This is a genomic window from Undibacterium sp. FT79W (assembly GCF_014284215.1).
GTDB classification, from domain to species: Bacteria; Pseudomonadota; Gammaproteobacteria; order Burkholderiales; family Burkholderiaceae_D; genus Undibacterium; species Undibacterium aquatile.
This window is the reverse complement of sequence record NZ_JACOGB010000002.1, coordinates 243999-267880: the sequence shown is the minus strand read 5'-3', so window position 1 is coordinate 267880 and position 23882 is coordinate 243999. Positions and strand designations below refer to the sequence as shown.

Here is a 23882-nt window from a genome sequence, read left to right as displayed (position 1 = left end):
GGGCGATATAATAGATGGAAAATTCATCTAACCTCTTAATATACTTCAGTCATCTTATGCAATACGCTTCAACCCGCGGACATGCCGCCGCACAAAATTTCTCAGAAATTCTCTTAGGTGGTCTGGCGCCGGATGGCGGATTGTATTTACCCACCAGTTACCCGCAAGTCAGCGGTGCTGAACTGGATGCATGGCGCGGTCTGTCATACGCCGGTCTGGCGTTTGAAGTGCTGAAAAAATTTGCGACTGATATTCCGGCAGACGACCTGAAAGCGATTGTTGAAAAAACCTACACCGCTGATGTGTATCGCAATGCGCGTCAGGGTGAAGACGCAGCGCAGATCACACCCTTGCGCGTGCTCGAAGATAAAGATGGCCGCAAGCTGATCCTGCAAGCCTTGTCGAATGGCCCGACGCTGGCGTTCAAGGATATGGCGATGCAATTGCTCGGTAATCTGTTTGAATATGCGCTGGCAAAAAAACAAGCGGAACTGAATATTTTTGGTGCCACTTCCGGCGATACCGGCAGCGCAGCTGAATATGCAATGCGTGGCAAAAAAGGCATACGCGTTTTCATGCTGTCGCCGCATAAAAAAATGAGCGCGTTCCAGGCCGCACAAATGTTCAGCCTGCAAGATCCGAATATTTTTAATATCGCGGTCGAAGGCGTGTTTGACGATTGTCAGGATATGGTGAAGGCCGTTTCCAATGATCTGGCGTATAAAGAACGCCAGAAAATCGGCACAGTCAATTCGATTAACTGGGCACGTGTGGTCGCGCAAGTGGTCTACTACTTCCGTGGCTACCTGAGTGCAACGAGCAGTAATGCGCAAAAGGTGTCGTTCACTGTGCCTTCGGGTAATTTCGGCAATATCTGTGCCGGACACATCGCACGCATGATGGGTTTGCCGATTGATAAGCTGGTCGTGGCAACCAATGAAAATGATGTGCTTGATGAGTTTTTCCGCACAGGTGTTTATCGCGTGCGTAAATCGGCTGAAACCTGGCATACCACCAGCCCGTCGATGGACATTTCCAAAGCCTCGAACTTTGAACGCTTTATTTACGATCTGCTCGATGGCGATGCAGACCGGGTGAAAGCCTTGTTTGGCAAAGTAGAAACAGCGGGCGGTTTTGATTTGTCTGGTCAACCTGGCAGCGATGGCGACGAGTTCAAAAAGGTGGCCCGTTTCGGTTTTCAATCAGGCAAATCGGTGCATGCAGACAGGTTGAACACGATACGTCAGGTTGAAAAAAATTACGGCATCACTATCGATACGCATACCGCCGATGGTATCAAGGTCGCGCTGGAGCATATAGAAACCGGTGTGCCTATGATCGTGCTGGAAACTGCCTTGCCAGCGAAATTCAATGAAACCATCCGTGAAGCGCTGGGGCGCGATGCGGAACGTCCAGCCGGTTTTGAAAACATTGAAGCGCTGCCGCAGCGCTTTGAAGTGATGACAGCCGATGTCGATAAAATGAAAGCGTTTATCGCGGCGAACACTGGTTTGTAATTGGTTTCTAGTAGGTTTTTAACTTCTGCTGATTGCTTGTTTATTGATGCGCCTTTCCGCAGGTTTTTGCCTGCTGAGGCGCATTTTTATTGGGCGTGTTTTTTTTCTGATTGCGATTTTGTTTTTTGGGTTTGTATGTGAGGGCCGATCACCGGGAGCGGAAAATGTCCCGCAAGTGACTCAGTAATCGCGGTCCGAACACATTGATCAGCAAACCTCCCATCACGATCAGCGCACCGGTAATCTGCAACGCGCTGAGCGCCTCGCCGAGTAATACCCATGCGGCTGTCAGGCCGATCACCGGCACCATCAAAGTCAGTGGCGCGACCATGTGCGTTGGCAAACTAGCCAGTAATCGTCCCCATAAAGTGTAGCCGGTCAGGGTGGCGGCAAACGCCAGATAGACGATGGTCAGTGCCGATGGCAGGCTCATATTCAGCAGGCTGTGGCTGATCTGATCGGGGCCTTCAAACCAGAGCGACAGCAGAAAAAAAGGAATCACCGGCACCAGCGCACTCCATGAGACCAGGCTCAGTACAGCTGTCGGGCCGATTTTCTTACTGATTACATTGCCGCTTGCCCACGAAATGGCGGCGCAAATGGTCAGTGCAAAACCCGCTAAGGTGACCTGACTTGCTGAACTGGTGATGCTGGCGCTGCCGAGTAAGACCAGCCCTGTGCTGGCAATCAGCATGCCCAGCAGGTTGCTGGGGCGCAGCTTGTCGCCAAAAACGAGCGCCGATAAACCCACCGTAAAAAAAGCCTGCGCCTGTAGTACCAGTGATGCCAGACCCGCTGGCATACCTATCGCCATGGCGGAAAACAGAAAAGCGAATTGCCCGAGGCTGATCGTCATCGCATACGCCACCAACAGTTTCAACGATACCTTTGGACGCGGCAAAAACAGTATTGCCGGAAACGCGACCAGCATGAAACGCAGGGTTCCCATCAGAAACGGTGGAATGCCGCGCAGGCCGATTTTGATGACGACGAAATTCATCCCCCACAAAAACACCACGATCAATGCCATCAGAAGGTGGCGGGGGCTAAGGCTGTTCTGCGACATATCGTCCGTCAAAAAAGGTGGGGAAGGTGGAGGGCTGCTTTCAGGTAGCTTCTGGTTCTGCTTAGTTGAAAATCAGCGTATCAGCGTTGATCCGCAGCGCGTCCTTGCAAACGTTGCAGCAACTCCTGATGCGCAGCAAGATCAGCAGGGTGGTATTTTCTGCTGGTGCTTGCCGGATAATTTGTCAGATCATTGCCGCCTTTCCAGTTCTGCGCCGGACGCACCGGGCGCGGGCTGAAACCACCGCCACAATTCGGGCAAACGTTATGCAAAATCGTTTCAGCACAGTCGGCACAAAAAGTACATTCAAAACTGCAAATCCGCGCATTGCTCGAGGCAGGCGGTAAATCGGTATCGCAATGTTCACAGCCGGGACGAAGTTCTAGCATGATGATCAAAATGGTCGGTGGAAGGTATGCCTTCAGCATAACAGCCTCTGTTGGCGATAAAAACATTTTTGCTTGTCTTTTACGGTTACCTTGAGTGTATGTGTATTTTTTGTCGATGTGCCTGGGGCTTACTTGATTGGAGTTATGCCTGATCCATGATTCTTATCTTGTATCTGGACGACCAGATCGTATGTGGCGTGCAACTTCGCTCAGGACGTAGTTAAAACAACAGATAAATAGAGATATCATCAAATTACGAAATTCATCGTATATAATTACGATGAATTTCGTAATTAATGTTTTTGGAATGTGACTATATGAATCCTCCCACCCCCGCTGAACTAGAAATTCTTGCCATTTTGTGGCGATTAGGTGAAAGCAAAATCCAGGCGGTAAATGACGAACTTTGTCAAATACGCCCTGTAGGTTACACAACTACTCTCAAGACCATGCAGATCATGGAGCAAAAAGGTTTGCTTGGACGGAGGAGGGATGGTAGGAGTCATATTTACTACCCGCTTGAAAATCAACAATCGACCCAAGTGTCTTTGCTCGAGCGGCTATTGAATAGTGCATTTGCCGGATCAAAGACAGCGCTAGTGATGAGCCTCTTTGGAAATCAAGCTGTGAGTAAAGGTGAGGTTCTGGAGTTAAAAAACTTCCTGGATCAGCTTGAATCCTCCTCTCCAACAGATACTCAGCCTCGGAGCTCATTGAGTGCCCGTTTAATTGAAGACAAAGGAGGAAAATCATGAGTGTCGATGCCGAAACGATTTCTTCCATTGTTTTTGCATTGGGATGGACCGTCATTCATTCAATATGGCAGTGCAGTTTGATTGCTCTATTTGCTCTGGCAATTTCACAATTGACGGCGCTAAATAATTCCAACCTGCGTTGTAATCTATATAGTCTTAGTATGGTGATTTGCGGAGCATGGAGCACACTCACTTTTTCTCAGTTGTATAAATCACGCGTTACACAAGACATAATCGCTCCAACGACAGGTCGTTTGACCGAAACAATGGCTGCATGGTCAGCAAGTGAGCTGCCAGTTGAAATGCGCTTTCTGGTTTGGATAGCATTATTCTGGGGCATCGGCATTCTATTTTTTCTGGTGAAATTAGTCACTGAAGTAATACGTAGCTGGCTATTGAAGCGGCAAAGTACAGAGATACACAGCGCCGAATGGCAGATCGCATTGGCACGATTAAAAAAGAATATCGGCGTAAGTAGAGATGTTGCTATTTGCTTGTCTCAGAAATTATCTATTCCATGTGTTGTCGGTTACTTTAATCCCATCATACTGTTGCCAAGCAGTGTATTTCTCGGCTTGAGTCCGCTGCAAATTGAGATGATTATCCTTCATGAATTGGCACATATCAGACGCAACGATGTCCTGATTAATTATGTGCAGATTGTGTTGAAAATCGTGTTCTTTTTTAATCCAGCATTGCTTTATCTTTCACGCTGCACCGATCTGGAGCGTGAGCATGCTTGCGATGATTTGGCGGTTCAGGCTTGCGGCGATGCATTTTTATATGCGCGGACCTTGCAAGTGTGCGCGGAAATGAATTTATCGGTGTCGCGTCAAATAGCTTTTGGGAATCAACTTTTTGAAAGGAACACGATGTTAAAGCAGCGCGTATTTCGTTTGTTTATGAGGGAAGTCAAATCGCAGCAAGGCTTCAAAAAAACAGCCAGTGTTTTTGGTTTGCTTGTCTTATCTCTGACAATTGCTAGTTGCAGCTTGTTGAAGTTGAATGAAGCTGATCTTGATATTCGTGGTAAAGGAGTGCGTTTTGAGATATCCATCAAGAGGAATGGTGAAATTCTGGCACAACCCGTACTGTTGTCTGAATTTGGTCAAAAAGCCAGTGTCGAAGTAGATAATCAGATAAAAATAGTCAGCATAGCGCAAAAACCTCAAGGTCAGCGTTCATATGTGGAATCGCTTATTTATCAAAACGGAGACAAGGGTTGGATTCTCATTCAGCAACTAGATATGTCTGCTGCTATTGCACAAACTCCCTCATTTGAATACACAACCCCAGACAAGCAATATCGCATCGTGATTAAACAGAGGCTCGCAGATCTTCCGCGCTAAGCAATTCGTTTGATTGCATCATGCGCGAAGCATTACGGCGATTTGCTGCCGACTTTGTGAGGTTAAGAATTGCTCCTTGCCTGTCGATTTTTCGTGCCGATAAAATCAGTTCGACATGAAAAAAATCTGACTCATCAATAAAAATATGTGGTCATTTGATATTGCACGTTGAATTCTCAGGAAGAGTGCGCTCGTATGCGGTGGGGTACGGGTGTATTGCTCAAAAATAATACTCCCTGGAGTATTTTTTAGGCACCTTATTTTATGCTGACAATAAGGCGAAAATTGCACATACTCCCTTCTTTTCTTGTTTTTTGAAGTTTCCTGAGACGAGTGCAACATGCTTTGCGCTGGTCAGATGCGAGACCACTCCAATCAACCATAGTCGTATGAATAAGGTCAGGACTGACGCAAAGTTGCACCGGCAAGGCAAGGCATGGCGACGAAGACAGTACGAATAGTACGGCTAGGAGCCATAACGCCGCTGGGGCGGTTTTGCGTCAGTCCTAAAGGTGAATGATGATGCGTAGCTACCCATACCGAATCCTGAATGTGTTTGCTGAGTCTGATTTTGGCGGCAATCCTTTGTGTGTGTTTGAACATGCCGATGGCTTGTCGGATGCTGAAATGCAGGCGCTGGCTTTGCAGTTCAATTTATCGGAAACAACGTTTATTCTGCCGTCCGACACAGCAACAGCCCGCATGCGGATTTTTACGCCGGGTACAGAAATGGCGTTTGCCGGTCATCCCAGCATTGGTACTGCGCATGTTGTGTCTGCGCTTTGTCATGTGGGAGATGCTGCAGGAGATGCGCTGACACTGGAATGTAAAGCTGGAATAGTGCCGCTGAACCTGCGCGATCAGGTGTGGACGTTTGCCGCGCCGCAGGCGGTGCAGACTAGGGCGTGTGAGGTGAGTCCGGCAGAGATTGCCCGCTTGCTAGGCTTGCGCGAAGACGACTTATTGTCAGCACCGCTGTGGGTGAGTACCGGGTCTGATCAGTTATTGGTTGCCCTGAAAACACCGGATGCAGTGCGTCGCGCGCGGCCGGATGCCGCTTTGCTGGATACCTGGCCTGTAAGCAGTTTGGGGCGGCGCACTGCGTATCTCTTTGCGTTTGATGCTACTGCCGGTGCGGATGCGGCAGGCCGCCAGCCGGTGACTGCACGTTATTTCTTTGTCCGCCCTGAAGGGGGCGTTGGTGAAGACCCCGCGACCGGCTCTGCCTGCGCCAATCTGGGTGGCTGGTGGCTGACGTCAGGGCGTAATCTACCCGCCAGCCTCGTGGTGGAGCAGGGTGTGCAAATGCGACGCCCTAGCCAGTTGTATCTGGACGTGGCGCTTGATAAAACGATCAGGGTTGGCGGCAAAGTTGTTGAAATCGGCCGAGGCATGATTCAAATCAGCTAAAAAGACGGCGGAATCCGCAGAAAGCACGGGAAGTGTTTCTGGAAATCCTTTAAAATAGCGACTTCATTCAAATGCAGTCAGTGGAGCGCCGCCTCAAGCGCCGGTGCTGAGCCCACTACAGGATATTCCCCTATGAGCATGTCAAATACATTAGAAATCGTCGCAGAATTGCGCGCCGGACGCATGGTGATTCTGGTTGACGAAGAAGACCGTGAAAATGAAGGCGATCTGGTGATGGCAGCGGAATTCGTCACACCGGAAGCGATTAATTTCATGGCGAAATATGGCCGTGGTCTGATCTGCCTGACATTGACAGAAGAACGTTGCGATGAGCTGAACCTTGCCATGATGACGAGCCGTAACGGCACCTCGTTTGGCACTAATTTCACGGTATCGATTGAAGCTGCAGAAGGTGTCACTACGGGTATTTCCGCCGCAGACCGCGCCCGTACTGTGCAAGTGGCGGTGGATAAGAAATCGACTGCGCATGACATCGTGCAGCCAGGTCACGTGTTCCCGTTAAAAGCACAAAAGGGCGGTGTGCTGATGCGTGCCGGCCATACGGAAGCGGGTTGCGATCTGACTGAAATGGCGGGGCTGATACCAGCTTCTGTGATCTGCGAGATCATGAAGGACGACGGCACGATGGCACGTCTGCCGGATCTGATCGAATTCGCCAAAGAGCATCAACTGAAAATCGGTACGATTGCTGATCTGATTCATTACCGCAGTCAGACTGAAAGCATCGTCGATCGCGTTGCCGAACGTAAGATGGATACAGTGCATGGCAGTTTTCAGGCAGTGGTGTATCGCGATAAGCCTAGCGGATCAGCGCATCTGGCTTTGATCTACGGTGATATTTCGGCAGAAAAAGAAACTCTGGTGCGCGTCCATCAGCCGGTATCGATCCTTGATCTGCTGGAAAGCAAGGCGACCACGCACTCATGGAATATCGCAGCGGCGATGCAGACGGTGCAAGCGGCGGATTCCGGCGTCATCGTGTTGTTAAATTGCGAAGAAACTGCCGAGCAAATGTTTGATCAGTTTAAAGCGCTGCAAACGCCAGACAGCCGCCCGGCGACTGGTCGCGCTGCCCGCATGGATTTGCGTAACTATGGTATCGGCGCACAAATTTTGAAAGATGTTGGTGTACGTAAGATGAAGCTGTTGGCCAGTCCGCGTAAAATGCCTTCAATGACAGGGTTTAATCTGGAAGTAGTCGGTTACATGGATAAGCCGGAAGCAGCGCAATAATATTGTCGTCGTGCTCAGTTGTTTCTGGTTTCTAGTTTTTGTTAACCATCCCATTCAGGCGCGTCAGCGCGAGAGAGAATATTATGACAGTAGGACATTACGAATCAAATCTGGACGGCGCGGGTGTACGCGTCGGTATCGTGCAGGCACGTTTTAACGAAGTCGTCGGCAACGGTTTGCTGACGGCCTGCCTCGCTGAACTCGCACGTCTTGGTGTGATGAACGAAGATATTTTGCATGTCACTGTACCGGGCGCACTGGAAGTGCCGTTGGCATTGCAAAAACTGGCTGAAACCAATCAATTCGATGCGTTGATCGCGTTAGGTGCTGTTATCCGTGGCGAGACTTACCACTTTGAGTTGGTATCGAATGAATCCGGTGCAGGTATCACCCGTGTTGGTCTGGATTCTGGCATTCCTATTGCGAATGCGATTCTGACGACGGAAAACGATGAGCAGGCAGAAGTCCGCATGTTTGAAAAAGGTACAGATGCGGCACGGGTCGCAGTTGAAATGGCGAATCTGACCCTGGCGCTTGAAGAATTGGCCGAAGCCACAGAAGAAGTCGATTACGACGCTTAAGTTGTGTTCAGGCCGGCTTGCATCTGTATTGATGCAGGTTCGGCACTGACACCGCAGTTGAAGAACAAGTAAGATCAAGCAAGAATTCAGCAAGAGAAAATATGAATAATAATTCCATACACGCCAATCCAAGTAAAAGCCGTTCACCACGTCACCGCGCGCGCGAGTTTGCGTTGCAAGGCCTGTATCAATGGCTGTTGAATAATGAAGATTCCGGCGTGATTGATGCGCATATTCGTCAGGCACATGGCTTTGATAAAGCGGATCGTGAGCATTTTGATGCCTTGTTGCATGGCGCGATCAATAATTCCATCGCCTTGCGCGAAGATTTTGCACCGTTGATCGATCGTACGATTGCTGAATTGTCACCGATAGAACATGCAGTTTTATTGATCGGTGCGTATGAGCTAAAAAATCACGTAGAAATTCCTTACCGTGTCGTGATTAATGAAGCGGTAGAGTTGACCAAATCTTTTGGCGGTCTCGATGGTCATAAATACGTCAATGGTGTTTTGGATAAGCTGGCCGCTAAATTGCGTCCGAACGAGGTCGCAGCGAAGTAATTCTTTGTATTCCGGTAACACAGATCACACCGCCTCTTTTCTACGAAAGAAAACAGGCGGTTTTTTTCAGGGTTTCATTTGTATGCATAATAATCTCGCCTCCCGTCTTGATAATATCGCCCCGTTTCATGTCATGGAGTTGATGAAAATGGCCGCCGCGCTGGAAGAGCAGGGGCGTCATCTGATTCATATGGGGATAGGCGAGCCGGATTTTACGGCGCCGCAGACGGTAATTGATGCAGCAGCTAAAGCGATGGCAGATGGACGTTTGCAATATACGTCCGCTCTCGGCCTGCCTGCTTTGCGCGAAGCCATTGCGACGTATTACTTGCAGCAATACGGTCTGACGATTCCGGCTTCACGCATTATTGTGACTGCCGGCGCCTCGGCTGCGCTGTTGTTGGCATGTGCGGCATTGGTTGAGCCAGGCAAAGAAGTCTTGATGCCAGATCCTTGTTATCCATGTAATCGCCATTTTGTTGCCGCGTTTAATGGTCAGGCGAAACTGGTGGCAAGCGGCGCCGAGGATCGTTTTCAGCTTTCCGGTCAGATGGTGCGTCAGAACTGGGGTGACAACACCAGCGGCGTATTATTGGCATCGCCATCCAATCCAACGGGCACCTCGATCAGCACCTCCGAGTTGAAGGCGATCATTGCCAGCGTAAAGCAGCGCGGTGGCTTTACGATTGTTGATGAGATATATCAGGGCTTATCCTATGATGCAGCGCCATTTTCTGCGTTGTCACTGGATGACGATGTGGTTGTGATCAATAGCTTCAGCAAGTATTTCAACATGACGGGCTGGCGTCTGGGCTGGATCGTCGTGCCGGAACGCATCGTGCCACAAATCGAAAAACTCGCACAAAATCTGTTCATCTGTGCGTCGTCTGTCGCCCAGCATGCAGCACTTGCCTGTTTTACGCCTGAAACAATGGCGATTTACGAAAACCGTAAAGCAGAGCTTGAGCGCCGTCGTGATTACATCGTGCCTGCTTTGCGGGAGTTGGGTTTTGGGATTCCTGTGATGCCTGACGGTGCATTTTATGTCTATGCCGATTGCTCGCGTTTTACCGACGATGCCGATGCTTTTGCAAAGGAAGTCCTGACGCAAGCGGGAGTCGTGATAGTTCCCGGGCTGGACTTTGGTCCTGCGACAGCCAATACCTATGTGCGTCTTTCGTATGCGAATTCATTTGAGAATCTGCAAGAAGCCGTGGCGCGGCTCAGTCAGTTTTTGCAATCAAGACCAGCATACAAATAAAAAAAGCAGCCTGATGTAACGTCAGGCTGCTTTTTTTTAGCGGAACAGCTTACAGCGCAGCAACCTGTTCGGTATGCGTTGTTTTTGCTTTTGCTTCCGTTGGTTCGGATTTTATTGCCGGTGCCGCTTCCAGTGGGCGCGGTAACGGTGCTGCGGTCGCTGGTGCGGCAAATGTTGTCGGTACTTTCTTACCGGCAGAAACGTCTTTCAGGCGTTTATATTCGGTCAGAACCCTTGAGCCGTAGCCGGAATCAGAGTCAAAAGCCCCTGCGCCAACATACATTTTCAGACCAGCTTCGACAGAACCGGTGCGTGACACATAATCCTTCAGAATCAAAGCGCCGACTTTGATATTGGCGACCGGGTTCAATGCTGCTTTGACGCCGCCCATATCCTCAAATTTTTCATGATGGACTTTGGACATGACCTGCATCAGGCCTTGTGCGCCGACAGGGCTTTCCGCGAACGGATTCAGGCCGGATTCAATCGCCATCACTGATAGGATCAGTAAAGGGTCAAGCTTGATTTCTTTGGCTGTCAGATACGCTGCCGATACCAGCATATTGGTTGCATCACTGGCGACGCGATAACGTTTTGATAACCAGTTGGTAACCCATTCCTGCTGACGCTGATTGCCCAGCATTTTGGCATCTTCTTCAGAGTATCCAGCCGCATGTACGTTGGCACTGGTATTGACCTTGCCTGGTGCTTGCATCAGCATCGCAAGGCTTGGTGGTGGCACTTCTGCTTCGACCGTGGCTTCTGCCTCAGCGAAGGGGGACAGATTTTTAAATTTGTCAGCCAGTTCAGGTTTGATAAACATCATCGCCAGCATAGCGATGGAGGTGATACCGAAAGCCATGAACAGGTGGCGCATGGAAGTGATAAAACCGCTGGTTGTATCACGTGCTACTGATTGCAGCGCGGCGCGCTTCTCTTGTTTAGTTAAATTACTTTGTTGTACAGCTAAAATAAAACGTTGAAACATATTACCTCCTGAATATACGCGTCGCAAAAAAGCCGAACGACAAGCCGTTTGCAAATTTATACTTTCGCGAATCAGAAACATCGTCCTCGTCGCAAGTCGCGATCGGAAGACGCCGGAGCTGTTTATCAAATTAAGTCCGTCAGACTTGGTACTGGAGTGTCCAGTGATAAACAACTATTTTCGGGGGAAGGCAGACGCCTTTTGAAAACAATCCTTACAATGTTGTGTGGGGCCCGATCCCCGTGAATGATGTTACCGATATTGGCGAAACTTTCCTTGTATCGAAAGTGGCGGAAGTTTTGACTTCTGCATCAAGTTGGGCGAATTGTAGGGGCGGTTTTATATCGAGTCAATACTATCAAACTTGTTTTATATAACTTATAGGTATAATAAAATCTACCGCAATGCAGCAAAAATCAATAAAATCAAGCACTTGGCGAATTAAGCTTGATCATCTGATTCAGACATGTAAAAAAGCGAAAAATGATTAAATATTCTGATTTGAGAGACTTTATTTCTCAACTGCAACGAATCGACGAGTTAAAGCAGATCGATATCGAAGTTTCACCTCATCTGGAGATGACTGAAGTCTGTGACCGCACTTTGCGTGCTGAAGGCCCTGCGCTTTTATTCAATAAACCAACCGGCCATCGCATCCCTGTGTTGGCAAATTTATTCGGCACGCCGCGTCGCGTTGCGCTTGGCATGGGCGCGGATGATGTCAGTGAGTTGCGCCAGATCGGCCATGTGTTATCGGCTCTAAAAGAACCGGAACCGCCAAAAGGTCTCAAAGATCTGATGGGTATGGGGTCTTTGGTGAAAGCAGTGTGGGATATGGCGCCGAAAGAAGTTCGCGGTGCTAAATGTCAGGAGATCGTATGGGAGGGAAATGATGTTGATCTTTCCCGTCTGCCGATACAGCACTGCTGGCCGGGCGACGTTGCGTCGCTGATTACATGGGGATTGGTGATTACCAAAGGACCGAATAAGAAGCGCCAGAATCTGGGTATCTATCGCCAGCAGGTGCTGGGGCGGAATAAGGTGATTATGCGCTGGCTCGCTCATCGTGGCGGTGCGCTGGATTTTCGTGAGCACTGTATCGTCAATAAAGGAAAGCCATATCCAATTGCCGTGGCGCTGGGCGCTGATCCGGCGACAATTTTAGGTGCTGTAACGCCTGTGCCGGATAGTCTGTCGGAATATCAGTTTGCCGGTTTGCTGCGTGGCAGCCGCACTGAGCTGGTGAAGGCGATAGGCAGTGAATTGCGCGTGCCGGCATCGGCAGAAATTGTGCTGGAAGGGCATATCTATCCTGATGAGAACCATTCATCGGGGTATGAACATGCTCTCGAAGGGCCGTATGGCGATCATACCGGTTATTACAATGAGCAGGACTGGTTCCCCGTATTTACGATAGACAGGATCACCATGCGGCGTGATCCTATATATCACTCGACTTATACCGGCAAACCACCTGATGAGCCGGCGATACTTGGCGTTGCTTTAAATGAAGTGTTTATCCCGTTGCTGCAAAAGCAGTTCAGTGAGATTACTGATTTTTATTTGCCGCCGGAAGGGTGCAGCTACCGTATGGCGGTAGTGCAAATGAAAAAATCGTATGCAGGCCATGCCAAGCGTGTCATGTTCGGCGTCTGGAGCTTTCTGCGTCAGTTCATGTATACCAAGTTCATCGTGGTAGTGGATGAGGACGTGAATATTCGTGATTGGAAAGAGGTGATCTGGGCCATCACCACCCGCGTCGATCCGGTGCGGGATACCACGCTGGTCGATAACACACCTATCGATTATCTGGATTTCGCCTCGCCAGTCAGCGGGCTTGGTGGGAAAATGGGGATAGATGCGACCAATAAATGGCCAGGTGAAACTGATCGCGAATGGGGAACAACAATCACGATGGCACCCGAAGTGAAAACCCGGGTCGATCAGATCTGGCGACAGCTCGGGCTCTGAAGTATATTCAGTTTGCAGGTTCATCCGCTGCACCGTTCACATACTCGGGGGGAGTATGGGTCTATATAGCTAGAAGGTCGTTTGTTATTAACGGCAAGGAGCTATATTTCCTACATACTCCCTTGATTGTGTGCTGCTACATATATATGAGTAACATTGCTTATCGGTATATCGGTTCTTTAGTGTTGCTGGCGGCGCTATCGTTTGTCTGAATAGACTATTCTCTGGGTCAGGGCGTCACTCTAAGTTGAGTCAGTGTGACAAAATATCCTGTCGAGTGTTGGCATCATCCGGCCCGTTAATTTGAAGTAGCATTTCTCGCTCGGAAACTTGTGTATATCTATGCAGGATTGCGCTATAATGCGCACTGGCGGGCCCCTGCGCATTGCGGCATGGCCAATCTGGTCAGGTCGGGAACGAAGCAGCCACAGTCATTTACCGCAAGTGCCGCAGATCAGGCTCGCCAACCTTCCTCCGTTTCCCATCCGTCTGTTTTCCACTCTCCCACCCTTACTTTTTGCCAGTATTGTTGCGTTCAGCGTCGTTCATTTTCGAATCGTTTTGATTTTAATTGCACACCAGAATGAAAGCTGAAATCATGGCTGTTTGCATCCATTGTTTTTTCCGCAGAATTACCAATCGCTGTCTTTTCCTTCTGAAATGTATATTTGAAATGAGTCGTACTCTCTATCCGATGACGCAAAGGTTTATTGCGTGGTTTTCTCGTCCCATTTTGCTGGGCGGCTTGTTGTTGTCTATCCCCGCCTTTTATTTGTTGCTGGCTGGTGAGACCGATGTGTACCGGAAAATCGGGCACGGCACATACATTTTTTCCGCGCTCATTATCGCTGTCGATGTTTATCTGCAGTGGGCAAAAAACCGTCATCGTCGCCGCCGTCGCCACGGCAAACTGATTATGGACGCCATCATTATTATTGGTTGTGTGCTGAGTGGCTGGCCGACCAGTGGTGAGTGGGGTGTGATTGAGTGGTTACTGCGACTCTCTCTCTGCACGGTGATACTGCTGAGAATGGCAACGCTGCTCTTGCAGAAATTAAAACCCAGTCATCTGATGCAGGTGATTGGTTTGGCTTTGTTAATGCTGAGCACCGCCGGTGCCGGTTTTTACTGGCTGGAACCGAACGTGAATAGCTACGCCAATGGTGTCTGGCTTGCGTTTACAACGGTGGCAACTGTTGGTTACGGCGATATAGTGCCATCGACCCCGGCATCAAAAATTTTCGCGGTGTTTATTGTGCTGCTCGGTTACGCGATGTTTTCGATAGTCACTGCAAATATCGCAGCGCTGTTTGTCGGTGAAGAGGAAAAACTGTTCGAGCGGGAATTTCATGCTGATATCCGGGTGTTGACGCGCGAAGTTCAGGCCTTACGTGAAGAGCTGCGTCAGCGGGATAAGATCATGTTGCATTTGCAGGAGCAATTGGATAGGCATGAAGGGCGGGAATGATGGTGATCAGTTATTTAAATTTCCTTTGCGGCAGGTACTATGTCGCGCAACGAATAGGGTAAAATCGCAGGATGTCCTATCAAGTTCTCGCCCGAAAATATCGTCCCAAAAGCTTTGACACGCTGGTGGGGCAAGAGCACGTGGTCCGTGCTTTAACGCATGCGCTGGAGCAGCAGCGGTTGCATCACGCCTATCTGTTTACCGGAACCCGTGGTGTCGGTAAAACGACGTTGTCACGCATACTGGCCAAATCCTTTAACTGCGAAACTGGTATTACCGCCAACCCTTGTGGTGTCTGTGATGCCTGTGTCGCCATTGATGCTGGCCGCTTTGTCGATTATATAGAGATGGATGCGGCGTCTAACCGTGGTGTCGATGAAATGGCATCGCTGTTGGAGCAGGCAATTTATGCGCCGTCGAATGCACGATTTAAAGTGTATATGATCGACGAGGTGCACATGCTGACCAACCACGCTTTCAATGCCATGTTGAAAACGCTGGAAGAACCGCCTGAACACGTCAAATTCATTCTGGCAACGACAGACCCGCAAAAAATTCCGGTCACAGTCTTGTCGCGTTGTCTGCAATTTAATCTCAAACAAATGCCACCGGGCCATATTGTCGGCCATCTGGAAAATATTCTTGGGCAGGAGCATATTGAATTCGAGCAGCCGGCGCTGCGTTTGCTGGCGCAAGGCGCGCATGGTTCCATGCGTGATGCCTTATCCCTGACGGATCAGGCGATTGCTTATGCCGCTGGTAAAGTGAGTCTCGATGCGGTGCAAGGGATGCTCGGTGCGCTGGATCAATCGTATCTGATCCGTTTATTGGATGCGCTGGCTGAGAATGACGGCAAAGCCCTGCTGGATGTGGCAGATGAAATGGCCGCACGCAGTTTGTCGTATAAATCCGCGTTGCAGGATCTCGGTACTTTGCTGCATCAGCTGGCGATTGCGCAAATGGTATCGGCAGCCGTTGCTGATGATTTGCCTGAGCGTGAACAGGTGCTGCGCCTGGCGAACGTATTTAACAAAGAAGAAGTGCAGTTGTTTTACCAGATCGCTGTGCATGGTCGGAATGAATTGGCGCTGGCCCCCGATGAATATGCTGGTTTCAGCATGACGCTGTTGCGTATGCTGGCTTTCCGTCCGGTGGATGGTGGCGTGCTGACGCAGTCAGGCGGCACGGGTATATCGCCAGCTCCTCGCCCGGGTAATGGGATGCCTTCTGCTCCGGTAAGGGGAACTGCTTCGTCAACACCGGCGGCACCTGCAATACCTGTTAAAACGGCGGCGGTAAATTCTGCTTCTGCTTCTGCTTCTGCTTCTGCTCAGACTCAGCAGAATGTCTCTACTCAGCCAGCGGCGACGGTTGCAACTGCTGTTCCGGCTGCAAAGCCGATGAGCCCTGCAATGGCCGCGCTTGCGGCTGCCCGAGCGGCCAGCGCAAAAGCTGGATCGACGACAAAGCCTGCGGCATCGAAGCAAGAAAATGATGTCGCGCCGATTGTGACGCCAGTTGTTCCTGTTTCTCCTGTCGCCTCTGCAATGCCTGCCCCGGTTGCTGTTGCTAAGATTGCGCCTGCTGTTGCTCCGTTGGTTGCTCCAGTAGTTGCTCCTGCCACTGAACCTGCACCGGTACCTACGCCTGCGGCTGCCAGAGCACCGCAGGAAATGGAGCCGGTCGGCATGGATGGTATGCCACCGCCATGGGATGACGACGTCTGGCAGGCATCAGCATTCGCATCTGCGCCCGCACCTGCACCGATTTCGAGTCCCGCGGTGACGCGAAATTTTCAGCAAAATACAGTCGCTGAGTCTGTGGCGCCGGTGGCTGTATCAGAAACGCCTGCTGTGGCAACTGCCACAGTTACACCGGTGGCAAATGTTGAGCCAGTGGCTATGGACCGCACTTTGTGGTCGGGCCCGGTTCCAGCGTTGGAATGGGATGGTAACTGGCCAGTCCTGGCAGCGAGTCTGCCTGTGCGCGGTGTGGCGCAACAACTGGCGCAACAAAGCGAACTGATTCATTGCAAGCAAGACGGGAATGCTTTTGTGTTTGAATTGCGCGTTCCGCTATCGACCTTATTGTCTGCGGGGAGTATCGATAAGTTAGCTGCCGCTTTATCCGAACGTTTCGGTAAAAACATTCGGGTGGAAAGCAAAATCGGTGCTGTTGAACTGACGGCCAACGCAAAAGCAGTCGCGGACCGCGAGGTGCGGCAGCAACAGGCTGAGTTGGCAATACAAAACGACTCTTTCGTGCAAACCCTGATGCGGGAATTTGGCGCTGCGATTGTGACTGGCAGCGTGCGTCCGATCTGATCTGGTTTGTACATTCCTTCCTAATTTATTTATTTCCTTACTTTTCAGGAGCAACTCTTATGATGAAAAATCAACTCGCTGGCTTGATGAAACAAGCGCAGGCTATGCAAGACAATATGAAAAAAGCGCAGGATCAACTTGCTCTGATCGAAGTTGAAGGGCAGGCGGGAGCAGGCATGGTGAAGGTGGTTATGACATGTAAAAACGATGTGAAGCGCGTGACCATTGACCCATCCCTGTTTGGCGATGATAAGGATATGCTGGAAGATCTGGTCGCTGCGGCGTTCAATGACGCTGTGCGTAAGGCAGAAGCAACATCGGCTGAAAAAATGTCAGGTTTGACGGCAGGCATGCCTTTGCCTCCTGGCTTCAAAATGCCATTCTGAACGTGAAAAAAAACGGTAGCCTCGAACATCTGGCGGAAGCCCTGCGCCGCTTGCCCGGCATAGGGCCGAAGTCGGCGCAGCGCATGGCATATCATCTGCTGCAGCATGACCGTGAAGCCGCATCCGGGCTCGGCCATGCTCTGCTGAACGCAGTTGATCGCATTCATCACTGCGCTTCCTGTAACACCTTTACTGAGATCGACATCTGCGAAACATGTCAGGATGCTGAGCGTGATGACAGTATGCTGTGCGTCGTCGAGACGCCATCAGATCAGATGATGATAGAACAGACCCTGACATTCAAGGGAATGTACTTTGTGCTGATGGGGCGTTTGTCGCCGCTGGATGGCATAGGTCCGAAAGACATCTATCTGGAAAAGTTGATTGCACGCGCGACCAATGGCATTGTGAAAGAAGTGGTTCTGGCGACCAATTTTACGAACGAAGGCGAAGCAACCGCGCACTACATCAGCGAAACTCTGAAAGCACGTGGTCTGAAAGTCAGCCGTCTGGCACGAGGCGTTCCTGTTGGCGGCGAGCTTGAATACGTTGATGCTGGCACGATTGCGCGCGCCATGCTGGATCGGCGTACGACCTGAAGCAATCACAATGTCTGTGCTGATGCCACCGCCTTGTTCTGCTCGTGCGAGTGCACTGCATTGTTTCAGTGATTGTTTTTCTATCGATGTTGATGAATCTGTGAGGTGCAATCCAGACCCGGAAATCCATTAACTTTCTTTCTTCCCTGACTTCCTTTTACTTTCTTCCACCTCATGACACAAAATCGCAAGGGCCCTTTGGCAGGTATCAAAGTTCTTGAATTGGGCACTCTGATTGCAGGGCCTTTTTGCGCTCGCATGCTGGCAGAATTCGGTGCTGATGTGATTAAGGTTGAGTCGCCGGATGGTGGTGATCCTTTGCGTCAGTGGCGGATATTAAAAGATGGGACTTCACTCTGGTGGAGTGTGCAGGCGCGCAATAAAAAAAGTATCACCCTGAATATGAAAAGCGCGGAGGGGCAGGAGATCGCCCGTCGGCTTGCGCTGGATGCCGATATCATTATCGAAAATTATCGTCCCGGCGTGCTGGAAAAATGGCAGTTGGGCTATGAACAGTTGAAGGCGCTGAATCCGGCGACGATCATGGTGCGTTTGTCTGGTTATGGCCAGACTGGGCCAATGAAAGATCAACCTGGTTTTGGTGCTATCGGTGAATCTATGGGCGGCTTGCGTTACGTCTCCGGTCACGCTGACAGGCCGCCGGTGCGGGTGGGTATTTCTATCGGTGACTCGGTCGCCGCGTTGCACGGCGTGATAGGCGCGATGATGGCGTTGCGCCATCGTGATGTCACAGGTGGTCGCTGGAATGGAAAAAGCGGTGAACACAGTATCGCAGGGCAGGGGCAGATGGTGGATGTTGCCTTGTATGAGTCGGTCTTTAATCTGATGGAATCGCTGGTGCCGGAATTTGATGTGGCCGGTGTTGTCCGCGAACGTACCGGTGGTGCGTTGCCCGGCATTGTGCCATCGAATACCTATACCACTGGTGACGGTGAAAATATTGTGATCGCCGGCAATGGCGATGCGATTTTTCATCGCCTGATGAAGGCGATAAAGCGCGAAGATCTGGCGCATGATCCGGCGCTGGTACGGAATGACGGCCGCGTGCCGCGCACGGCGGAAATTGATGCAGCGATACAGGATTGGTGCGCGACACAGAATATCGATAGTGCCTTGCAAATACTGAAAGCGGCGGATGTGCCAGTCGGTAAAATATACTCGGTGCGCGATATGATGAATGATCCGCAATTTCAGGCGCGGCAGATGTTTGAGCAGCATCATTTCGCGGATGGTGAGGGAATTAAGTTGCCCGCGATTTCGCCTAAGTTATCAGAAACACCGGGACAAACCGCGTGGCTGGGCCCTGAGCTTGGTGAGCACAACGACGAGGTATTATCTGCGCTCGGTTACTCCGAGGCAGACATCGCAGAATTACAAAATAAAAAAATTATTTAAACGGAGATCGCAATGAATCGTCAGTTCTGGAAGCAGTTCCTGATTGCCCTGGTATTATTTTTATTGGGCTACTTCACGTTTAACAGCAAGTTGTTTGCGGCAGAGTTGCCGCCAGTTGAGAATATGGCTGTTGTCGGCTGAAATCTGAGAGCGTCAGAGCAAGAATCAACCAGAGAAAATCCGCCTGAATTTTAATCAATTAAAAACTCAGGCTGATCGCGTGGTCTTCTTTCTGTCTCTGACTTAGAGGATGTTTCGTCAGCTCAGCGTTTTGATATATTCGCGGAAGCCGGCTAGCAGCATTTCTATCGACATCGCGGCAAGTATTAAGCCCATCAGGCGTTCAAATGCCGTCATCACGTGAGCACCTAACACTCGTTGCATACGTTCTGCACTTAGTAAGACGATCAGCCAGACCACCGCCACGGCGGTCAGTGCACCCAGATGCACCAGCATTTCCTGATTATTGTCAGATGAAAACAGCAGTACCGTCGCCAGTGCAGACGGGCCCGCCAGCGCTGGGATGGCGAGCGGCACGATGAAGGGTTCGTGATTATCCTCAGTGTCGCCAAAAATACCGCCTTCTTGCGGAAATACCATACGCAGCGCGATCAGGAACAGAATCACGCCGCCACCAATGCGGATGGAAATTTCTGATAATTGCAAGGCTGTCAGAAAATTTTTGCCGAAAAACATAAACAGCAGCAGCAAAATAAAGGCAATGCCGCATTCGCGTACGATCACGCGCCAACGCCGTTCTGGTGAAACGTGTGAGAGTGCGCTGACGAAAATCGGCACGTTGCCGAACGGGTCGGTAACGATGACCAGAAGGATCAGGGTTTGAAAAAAATCTTGTGCCATGAATTACATTTTCTATTGAATAGTGAAACCAGAATATTCTGATGGTTGCGACCTGTGTCGCTGCGGTAGTGATGACAGGAACTGGTGCTACAGATGGTCAGTGTTGATCAGTTTGCAGTGCCTTTTATGTTGAGTCGCAAGCTGAAGAGGCTCAATTTTCCTGTGCTTTGACTGTGGCTGTCAATCAAAGCAGCGGCTAGTCGGCGGTTTTGCCGGAAATAGAACTTTCGCACCAGAGCGATACAGCATAATTAGCGTTACTATTACTCCCCGGATAGGTGCATGCCTGTCTTTTATTTTTTTGAATGTGCCTGCTTCGTCTTGTACGGTAAAGACAAGCAGAGTTGCGCTGGATGGTATGAATCATGAGTGAAACAAAAGAACGCCCGGATACGCCTTGTGTGGCGGTGTGTTCCACGACCTTCGATGAAATTTGTCGCGGCTGCGGCCGCACTGTCACCGAAGTGGCGGACTGGGTGTTTATGAATGCAGAACAAAAAGAAGTCGTCTGGCAACGTATTTTGTCGCAAGGATATCCACGAAGGAATAGCTGAGACGACAAGCGAGGCAAATTTATTGATCCTTGATCACTCTTAATTTAAAAAATAAAAAATACTGAAAACGGAGACCAGGTAATGTCAGACATCAAGAAAACAGGGCGTCGCCGCTTTATTTTAGGCGCGGCCGGTGCTGCTGGCGCTTTGCTGGTTGGCTGGGGGCTGATGCCGCCGCGCCAGCGTTTGAACGCGGCGCATTCTTTGCCTTTGGTGAATGATGAAGTCGCACTCAATGGCTGGATAAAAATTGCCAGAGACGGTAGCGTCACCGTTGCCATGCATCGCAGCGAAATGGGGCAGGGCATACATACTGCGCTGCAAATGCTGGTGGCGGAAGAGCTCGATGTCGCGATGGCGCAAGTCAAAACCATGCCAGCGCCCATCGATAAAATCTACGGCAATCTTTCTATGCTGGCCGATGGCCTGCCTTTTCATCCTGACGATCAAGGTGTGATCAAACAATTCGCTCAGTGGATGACATTGAAAACCTCACGCGAACTGGGTCTGCAGGTAACGGGTGGGTCTTCCAGCGTCAAGGATGCGTGGTTGCCTATGCGTGAGGCGGGGGCGGCAGCGCGTGCGATGCTGATTGCCGCGGCGGCGAAAGAGTGGAACGTGCCTGCAGATCAGTGCACGACCGCGAATGGTATGGTGAAGCACACATCCGGCAAGCAAAAGTCTTACGGTGAGCTGGCAGCCAGTGCAGCTGAAACCAAGCCCGCGCAGATACGGCTGAAAGCGCCTGCAGAATTTAAACTGATCGGCCATCCCGAGCCGCGCACCGATGCCAAAGTGAAGGTGGATGGCAGCGCGCAGTTCGGAATCGATGCGCATCCGGCTGGAATGCTGTTTGCGGCACTGAAATTAAGCCCGGTCATCGGCGGCAAGATTAAACGCGTGGATCAGGCCCCGGTGCTGGCGATGTCTGGCGTCACGCATGTCGTCGATTTTTCCGCCGCCGTTGGCGAGGCCGGTGTTGCTGGTGTGGCTGTCGTCGCCAAAAACTATTGGACGGCGAAAACGGCCTTAGCCGCATTGCCGGTGGAGTGGGATGCCGGTGCGCACGCGCAGTTATCGACCGAATCTGTATTCAAAGAGCTGGCAGAAAAACTCGATAGCGAATCTGGCTTCACTTATTACAAACAAGGTGATGCTACTGCGATTTTGGCCGACTCTAAGGAAGTGGCTGTGGCTGGCGCCTCGGTCGCAAAAACCATCAAGGCAGAATATCGCGCCCCGTTTCTTGCACACGCCACGATGGAGCCGATGAATTGCACGGCACAACTGAAAGATGGCAAGCTGGATTTGTGGGTATCCACCCAGGTGCCAAGCATTGCCGTGGCGGTGGCCGCCAAAGCTGCGGGCATCGGTGCTGAACAGGTGCAGTTGCACATGTGCTTTCTGGGTGGTGGCTTTGGTCGCCGCTTAGAGGTGGATATGGTGGTGCAGGCGGTAGCGATTGCAAAACAGACGCAGGGCTTGCCGGTCAAGCTGATCTGGAGTCGAGAAGAAGATATGGCGCATGATATGTATCGTCCGGCAGCGCTGGCGCGGTTTACGGCGGCGCTTGACGATAAGGGTAAGGTACTGGCCTACGATAATAAATCGGCGTCTGGATCTATCATGCATCAGGTGCTGAAACGGACTTTTGGTTTGCCGGGGGCGGGGCCGGATAAGACGACGGCGGAAGGTGAATTTGATATGCCGTATCAAATTGCACATCAGAAAATCGCCCATGTGATTGTGCCCACGCCTGTGCCTGTCGGCTTCTGGCGTTCGGTCGGGCACTCGCATAATGCCTTTTTTAAAGAGAGTTTTATCGATGAGCTGGCGCATGCTGCGGGCGCTGATCCTGTCGATTTCCGGCGTGGTTTGCTTGCGAACCGGAAACGTCATCTGACGGTGCTCGATGCCGCGATGAACAAGGCGGGGAAGCCAGCCGAAGGTCGTGCGCACGGCGTCGCTTTGCATCAGTCATTCGGTACTGTCGTCGCGGAAGTGGCCGAAGTCTCGGTGCAGAATGGGCAAATCCGCGTACACCGGGTGGTCTGTGCGGTCGATTGCGGCATTGCCGTCAATTCCAATATCATTACGCAACAGATGGAATCGGCAGTTATTTTCGGTCTGAGTGCGGCATTGTATGGCGAAGTGACGATCAAAGACGGCAAGGTCGTGCAGAGTAATTTTCATGATTACCCGGTGTTGCGCATCAACGAAGCGCCACAGATTGAGGTCGTGATTATTCCGAGCGCAGAACCGCCTGAGGGCATCGGTGAGCCGGGCGTGCCGCCAATCGCGCCCGCAGTCGCGAATGCGGTATTTAAACTGACAGGCCAGCGATTACGCAGTTTGCCTCTGAAACTGGCTTGAATGGCCTAAATATACTGGGGGGAGTATTTATTTAGGCCCTTTGTTTATGCAGACATTAAGGTGGTTTTCAGAAAAACAGGGGGGAGTATAGTAAAAATTCACTTTTTTTGTTATTTTTAAGTAACAAATAATCATGTTGTCATGTTCCCGCTTTATACTGCTTCGCTTTGGATGAGATGGGTAATCGCAAAGCAGATAATCAAGCTAATTCAGGGTGCCAGAGTTTTTGTGTTCAGGATTCCTTGGTTGTGCAGAGACCCTCTCAGAGCGGATTTACAGAATTAACCGAATTAATAGATAGGCTTATGTTTACTTCTCAATCGATTTCAGTTTTGCCAGCGGCATCTCGTCAATCCCGTCGTTCGCGTGGTTTTACGCTGATCGAAATTATGGTCGTCGTTGTGATTATGGGTATCCTTGCAGCGCTGGTCGTGCCTAAGCTGATGGGGCGTACCGATGATGCGCGTATCTCGGCGGCTAAACAGGATATTTCCACCCTGATGTCGGCGCTCAAGTTATATCGTCTCGATAATCAGCGCTATCCCACCACAGAACAAGGTTTGCAGGCCTTGATTACCAAGCCGACTTCCGGTCCTGCGGCGAACGGCTGGAAAACCGGTGGTTACATCGATAAATTACCTAAAGACCCATGGGGCAGTCCGTATCAGTATCTGTCACCAGGCATTAAAGGTGAAGTCGATGTTTTCTCTCTCGGTGCGGATGGTCAGCCGGGTGGTGTTGAAAAAGATGCCGATATCGGCTCCTGGGATTTGTAAACTCTGCATCGTTTCCCACTC

Annotated in this window: 22 protein-coding genes and 1 other RNA gene; 19 read left to right on the top strand and 4 right to left on the bottom strand. The window is 50.6% G+C overall.

Going from position 1 to position 23882, the window contains the following annotated elements; all coding sequences use genetic code 11:
* Positions 1–56: 56 nt before the first annotated feature.
* Positions 57–1517, top strand: coding sequence for a threonine synthase (gene thrC, locus H8K38_RS04355; protein ID WP_186883580.1), 1461 nt, complete (start codon positions 57–59; stop codon positions 1515–1517).
* Between the two features lie 148 nt (positions 1518–1665).
* On the opposite strand, the gene H8K38_RS04350 is transcribed toward thrC, so the two are convergent.
* Both H8K38_RS04350 and H8K38_RS04345 read right to left on the bottom strand, forming a co-directional pair.
* Complete coding sequence (locus tag H8K38_RS04350) at positions 1666–2583, bottom strand: EamA family transporter (protein WP_186883579.1); 918 nt, start codon at positions 2581–2583, stop codon at positions 1666–1668.
* Between the two features lie 80 nt (positions 2584–2663).
* On the bottom strand, positions 2664–2972 hold the full coding sequence (locus tag H8K38_RS04345; protein ID WP_186883578.1) for a DUF1272 domain-containing protein: 309 nt from the start codon (positions 2970–2972) through the stop codon (positions 2664–2666).
* A gap of 317 nt (positions 2973–3289) precedes the next feature.
* Here H8K38_RS04345 and H8K38_RS04340 point away from each other — a divergent pair, with 317 nt between their 5' ends.
* The 7 genes from H8K38_RS04340 (at position 3290) to H8K38_RS04310 (ending at position 10145) form a co-directional block, all read left to right on the top strand.
* Entirely contained in the window at positions 3290–3727 is a 438-nt protein-coding gene (locus tag H8K38_RS04340; RefSeq protein WP_186883577.1) for a BlaI/MecI/CopY family transcriptional regulator, read from the top strand.
* On the top strand, positions 3724–5076 hold the full coding sequence (locus H8K38_RS04335; protein ID WP_186883576.1) for a M56 family metallopeptidase: 1353 nt from the start codon (positions 3724–3726) through the stop codon (positions 5074–5076). The genes H8K38_RS04340 and H8K38_RS04335 overlap by 4 nt, the downstream gene beginning before the upstream one ends.
* 522 nt (positions 5077–5598) lie before the next feature.
* Positions 5599–6486, top strand: a complete 888-nt coding sequence (locus H8K38_RS04330) for a PhzF family phenazine biosynthesis protein (RefSeq protein ID WP_186883575.1) — start codon at positions 5599–5601, stop codon at positions 6484–6486.
* Positions 6487–6618: 132 nt separating this feature from the next.
* Positions 6619–7740 (top strand): bifunctional 3,4-dihydroxy-2-butanone-4-phosphate synthase/GTP cyclohydrolase II, encoded by a 1122-nt coding sequence (ribBA, locus tag H8K38_RS04325; protein ID WP_186883574.1) that lies wholly within the window; start codon positions 6619–6621, stop codon positions 7738–7740.
* 83 nt (positions 7741–7823) lie between these two features.
* The gene (gene ribH, locus H8K38_RS04320) at positions 7824–8321 is read left to right on the top strand and encodes a 6,7-dimethyl-8-ribityllumazine synthase (RefSeq protein ID WP_186883573.1); all 498 of its coding nucleotides are present in this window, start codon (positions 7824–7826) and stop codon (positions 8319–8321) included.
* A gap of 101 nt (positions 8322–8422) precedes the next feature.
* Positions 8423–8884, top strand: coding sequence for a transcription antitermination factor NusB (gene nusB / locus H8K38_RS04315; RefSeq protein ID WP_186883572.1), 462 nt, complete (start codon positions 8423–8425; stop codon positions 8882–8884).
* 82 nt (positions 8885–8966) lie between these two features.
* Positions 8967–10145: a pyridoxal phosphate-dependent aminotransferase gene (locus tag H8K38_RS04310; RefSeq protein WP_186883571.1), complete on the top strand. Its 1179-nt coding sequence runs from the start codon at positions 8967–8969 to the stop codon at positions 10143–10145.
* 49 nt (positions 10146–10194) lie between these two features.
* Here H8K38_RS04310 and H8K38_RS04305 read toward each other — a convergent pair whose 3' ends face one another.
* Positions 10195–11133 (bottom strand): transglycosylase SLT domain-containing protein, encoded by a 939-nt coding sequence (locus H8K38_RS04305; protein ID WP_186883570.1) that lies wholly within the window; start codon positions 11131–11133, stop codon positions 10195–10197.
* 486 nt (positions 11134–11619) lie between these two features.
* On the opposite strand from H8K38_RS04305, the gene ubiD reads away from it, so the two are divergent.
* The 8 genes from ubiD to H8K38_RS18370 all read left to right on the top strand — a co-directional run bounded on the left by ubiD (position 11620) and on the right by H8K38_RS18370 (position 19438).
* Positions 11620–13104 carry a 4-hydroxy-3-polyprenylbenzoate decarboxylase gene (gene ubiD, locus H8K38_RS04300; RefSeq protein WP_186883778.1) on the top strand — a complete coding sequence of 495 codons (1485 nt, stop codon included), beginning with the start codon at positions 11620–11622 and terminating at the stop codon, positions 13102–13104.
* A 369-nt stretch (positions 13105–13473) separates the two neighbouring features.
* An RNA gene (ffs, locus tag H8K38_RS04295) (signal recognition particle sRNA small type) lies at positions 13474–13572 on the top strand.
* A gap of 205 nt (positions 13573–13777) precedes the next feature.
* Positions 13778–14572, top strand: coding sequence for an ion channel (locus H8K38_RS04290; protein WP_186883569.1), 795 nt, complete (start codon positions 13778–13780; stop codon positions 14570–14572).
* A gap of 71 nt (positions 14573–14643) precedes the next feature.
* Positions 14644–16896 (top strand): DNA polymerase III subunit gamma/tau, encoded by a 2253-nt coding sequence (locus H8K38_RS04285; RefSeq protein WP_186883568.1) that lies wholly within the window; start codon positions 14644–14646, stop codon positions 16894–16896.
* A gap of 59 nt (positions 16897–16955) precedes the next feature.
* The gene (locus H8K38_RS04280) at positions 16956–17282 is read left to right on the top strand and encodes a YbaB/EbfC family nucleoid-associated protein (RefSeq protein WP_186883567.1); all 327 of its coding nucleotides are present in this window, start codon (positions 16956–16958) and stop codon (positions 17280–17282) included.
* Positions 17283–17284: 2 nt separating this feature from the next.
* Complete coding sequence (recR, locus tag H8K38_RS04275) at positions 17285–17881, top strand: recombination mediator RecR (RefSeq protein WP_186883566.1); 597 nt, start codon at positions 17285–17287, stop codon at positions 17879–17881.
* Between the two features lie 174 nt (positions 17882–18055).
* Positions 18056–19297, top strand: a complete 1242-nt coding sequence (locus tag H8K38_RS04270; RefSeq protein WP_186883565.1) for a CaiB/BaiF CoA-transferase family protein — start codon at positions 18056–18058, stop codon at positions 19295–19297.
* Between the two features lie 12 nt (positions 19298–19309).
* The gene (locus H8K38_RS18370; protein WP_255422818.1) at positions 19310–19438 is read left to right on the top strand and encodes a hypothetical protein; all 129 of its coding nucleotides are present in this window, start codon (positions 19310–19312) and stop codon (positions 19436–19438) included.
* 117 nt (positions 19439–19555) lie between these two features.
* On the opposite strand, the gene H8K38_RS04265 is transcribed toward H8K38_RS18370, so the two are convergent.
* Positions 19556–20158: a MarC family protein gene (locus tag H8K38_RS04265; protein WP_186883564.1), complete on the bottom strand. Its 603-nt coding sequence runs from the start codon at positions 20156–20158 to the stop codon at positions 19556–19558.
* A gap of 365 nt (positions 20159–20523) precedes the next feature.
* Between H8K38_RS04265 and H8K38_RS04260 the strand changes: the two genes are divergently transcribed.
* The 3 genes from H8K38_RS04260 (at position 20524) to gspG (ending at position 23861) form a co-directional block, all read left to right on the top strand.
* A complete protein-coding gene (locus H8K38_RS04260; RefSeq protein ID WP_186883563.1) occupies positions 20524–20712 on the top strand; it encodes a DUF1289 domain-containing protein in 189 nt (62 codons plus the stop codon).
* A gap of 81 nt (positions 20713–20793) precedes the next feature.
* Positions 20794–23085 carry a xanthine dehydrogenase family protein molybdopterin-binding subunit gene (locus H8K38_RS04255; RefSeq protein WP_186883562.1) on the top strand — a complete coding sequence of 764 codons (2292 nt, stop codon included), beginning with the start codon at positions 20794–20796 and terminating at the stop codon, positions 23083–23085.
* A 305-nt stretch (positions 23086–23390) separates the two neighbouring features.
* Entirely contained in the window at positions 23391–23861 is a 471-nt protein-coding gene (gene gspG / locus H8K38_RS04250; protein ID WP_186883561.1) for a type II secretion system major pseudopilin GspG, read from the top strand.
* Positions 23862–23882: the final 21 nt, after the last annotated feature.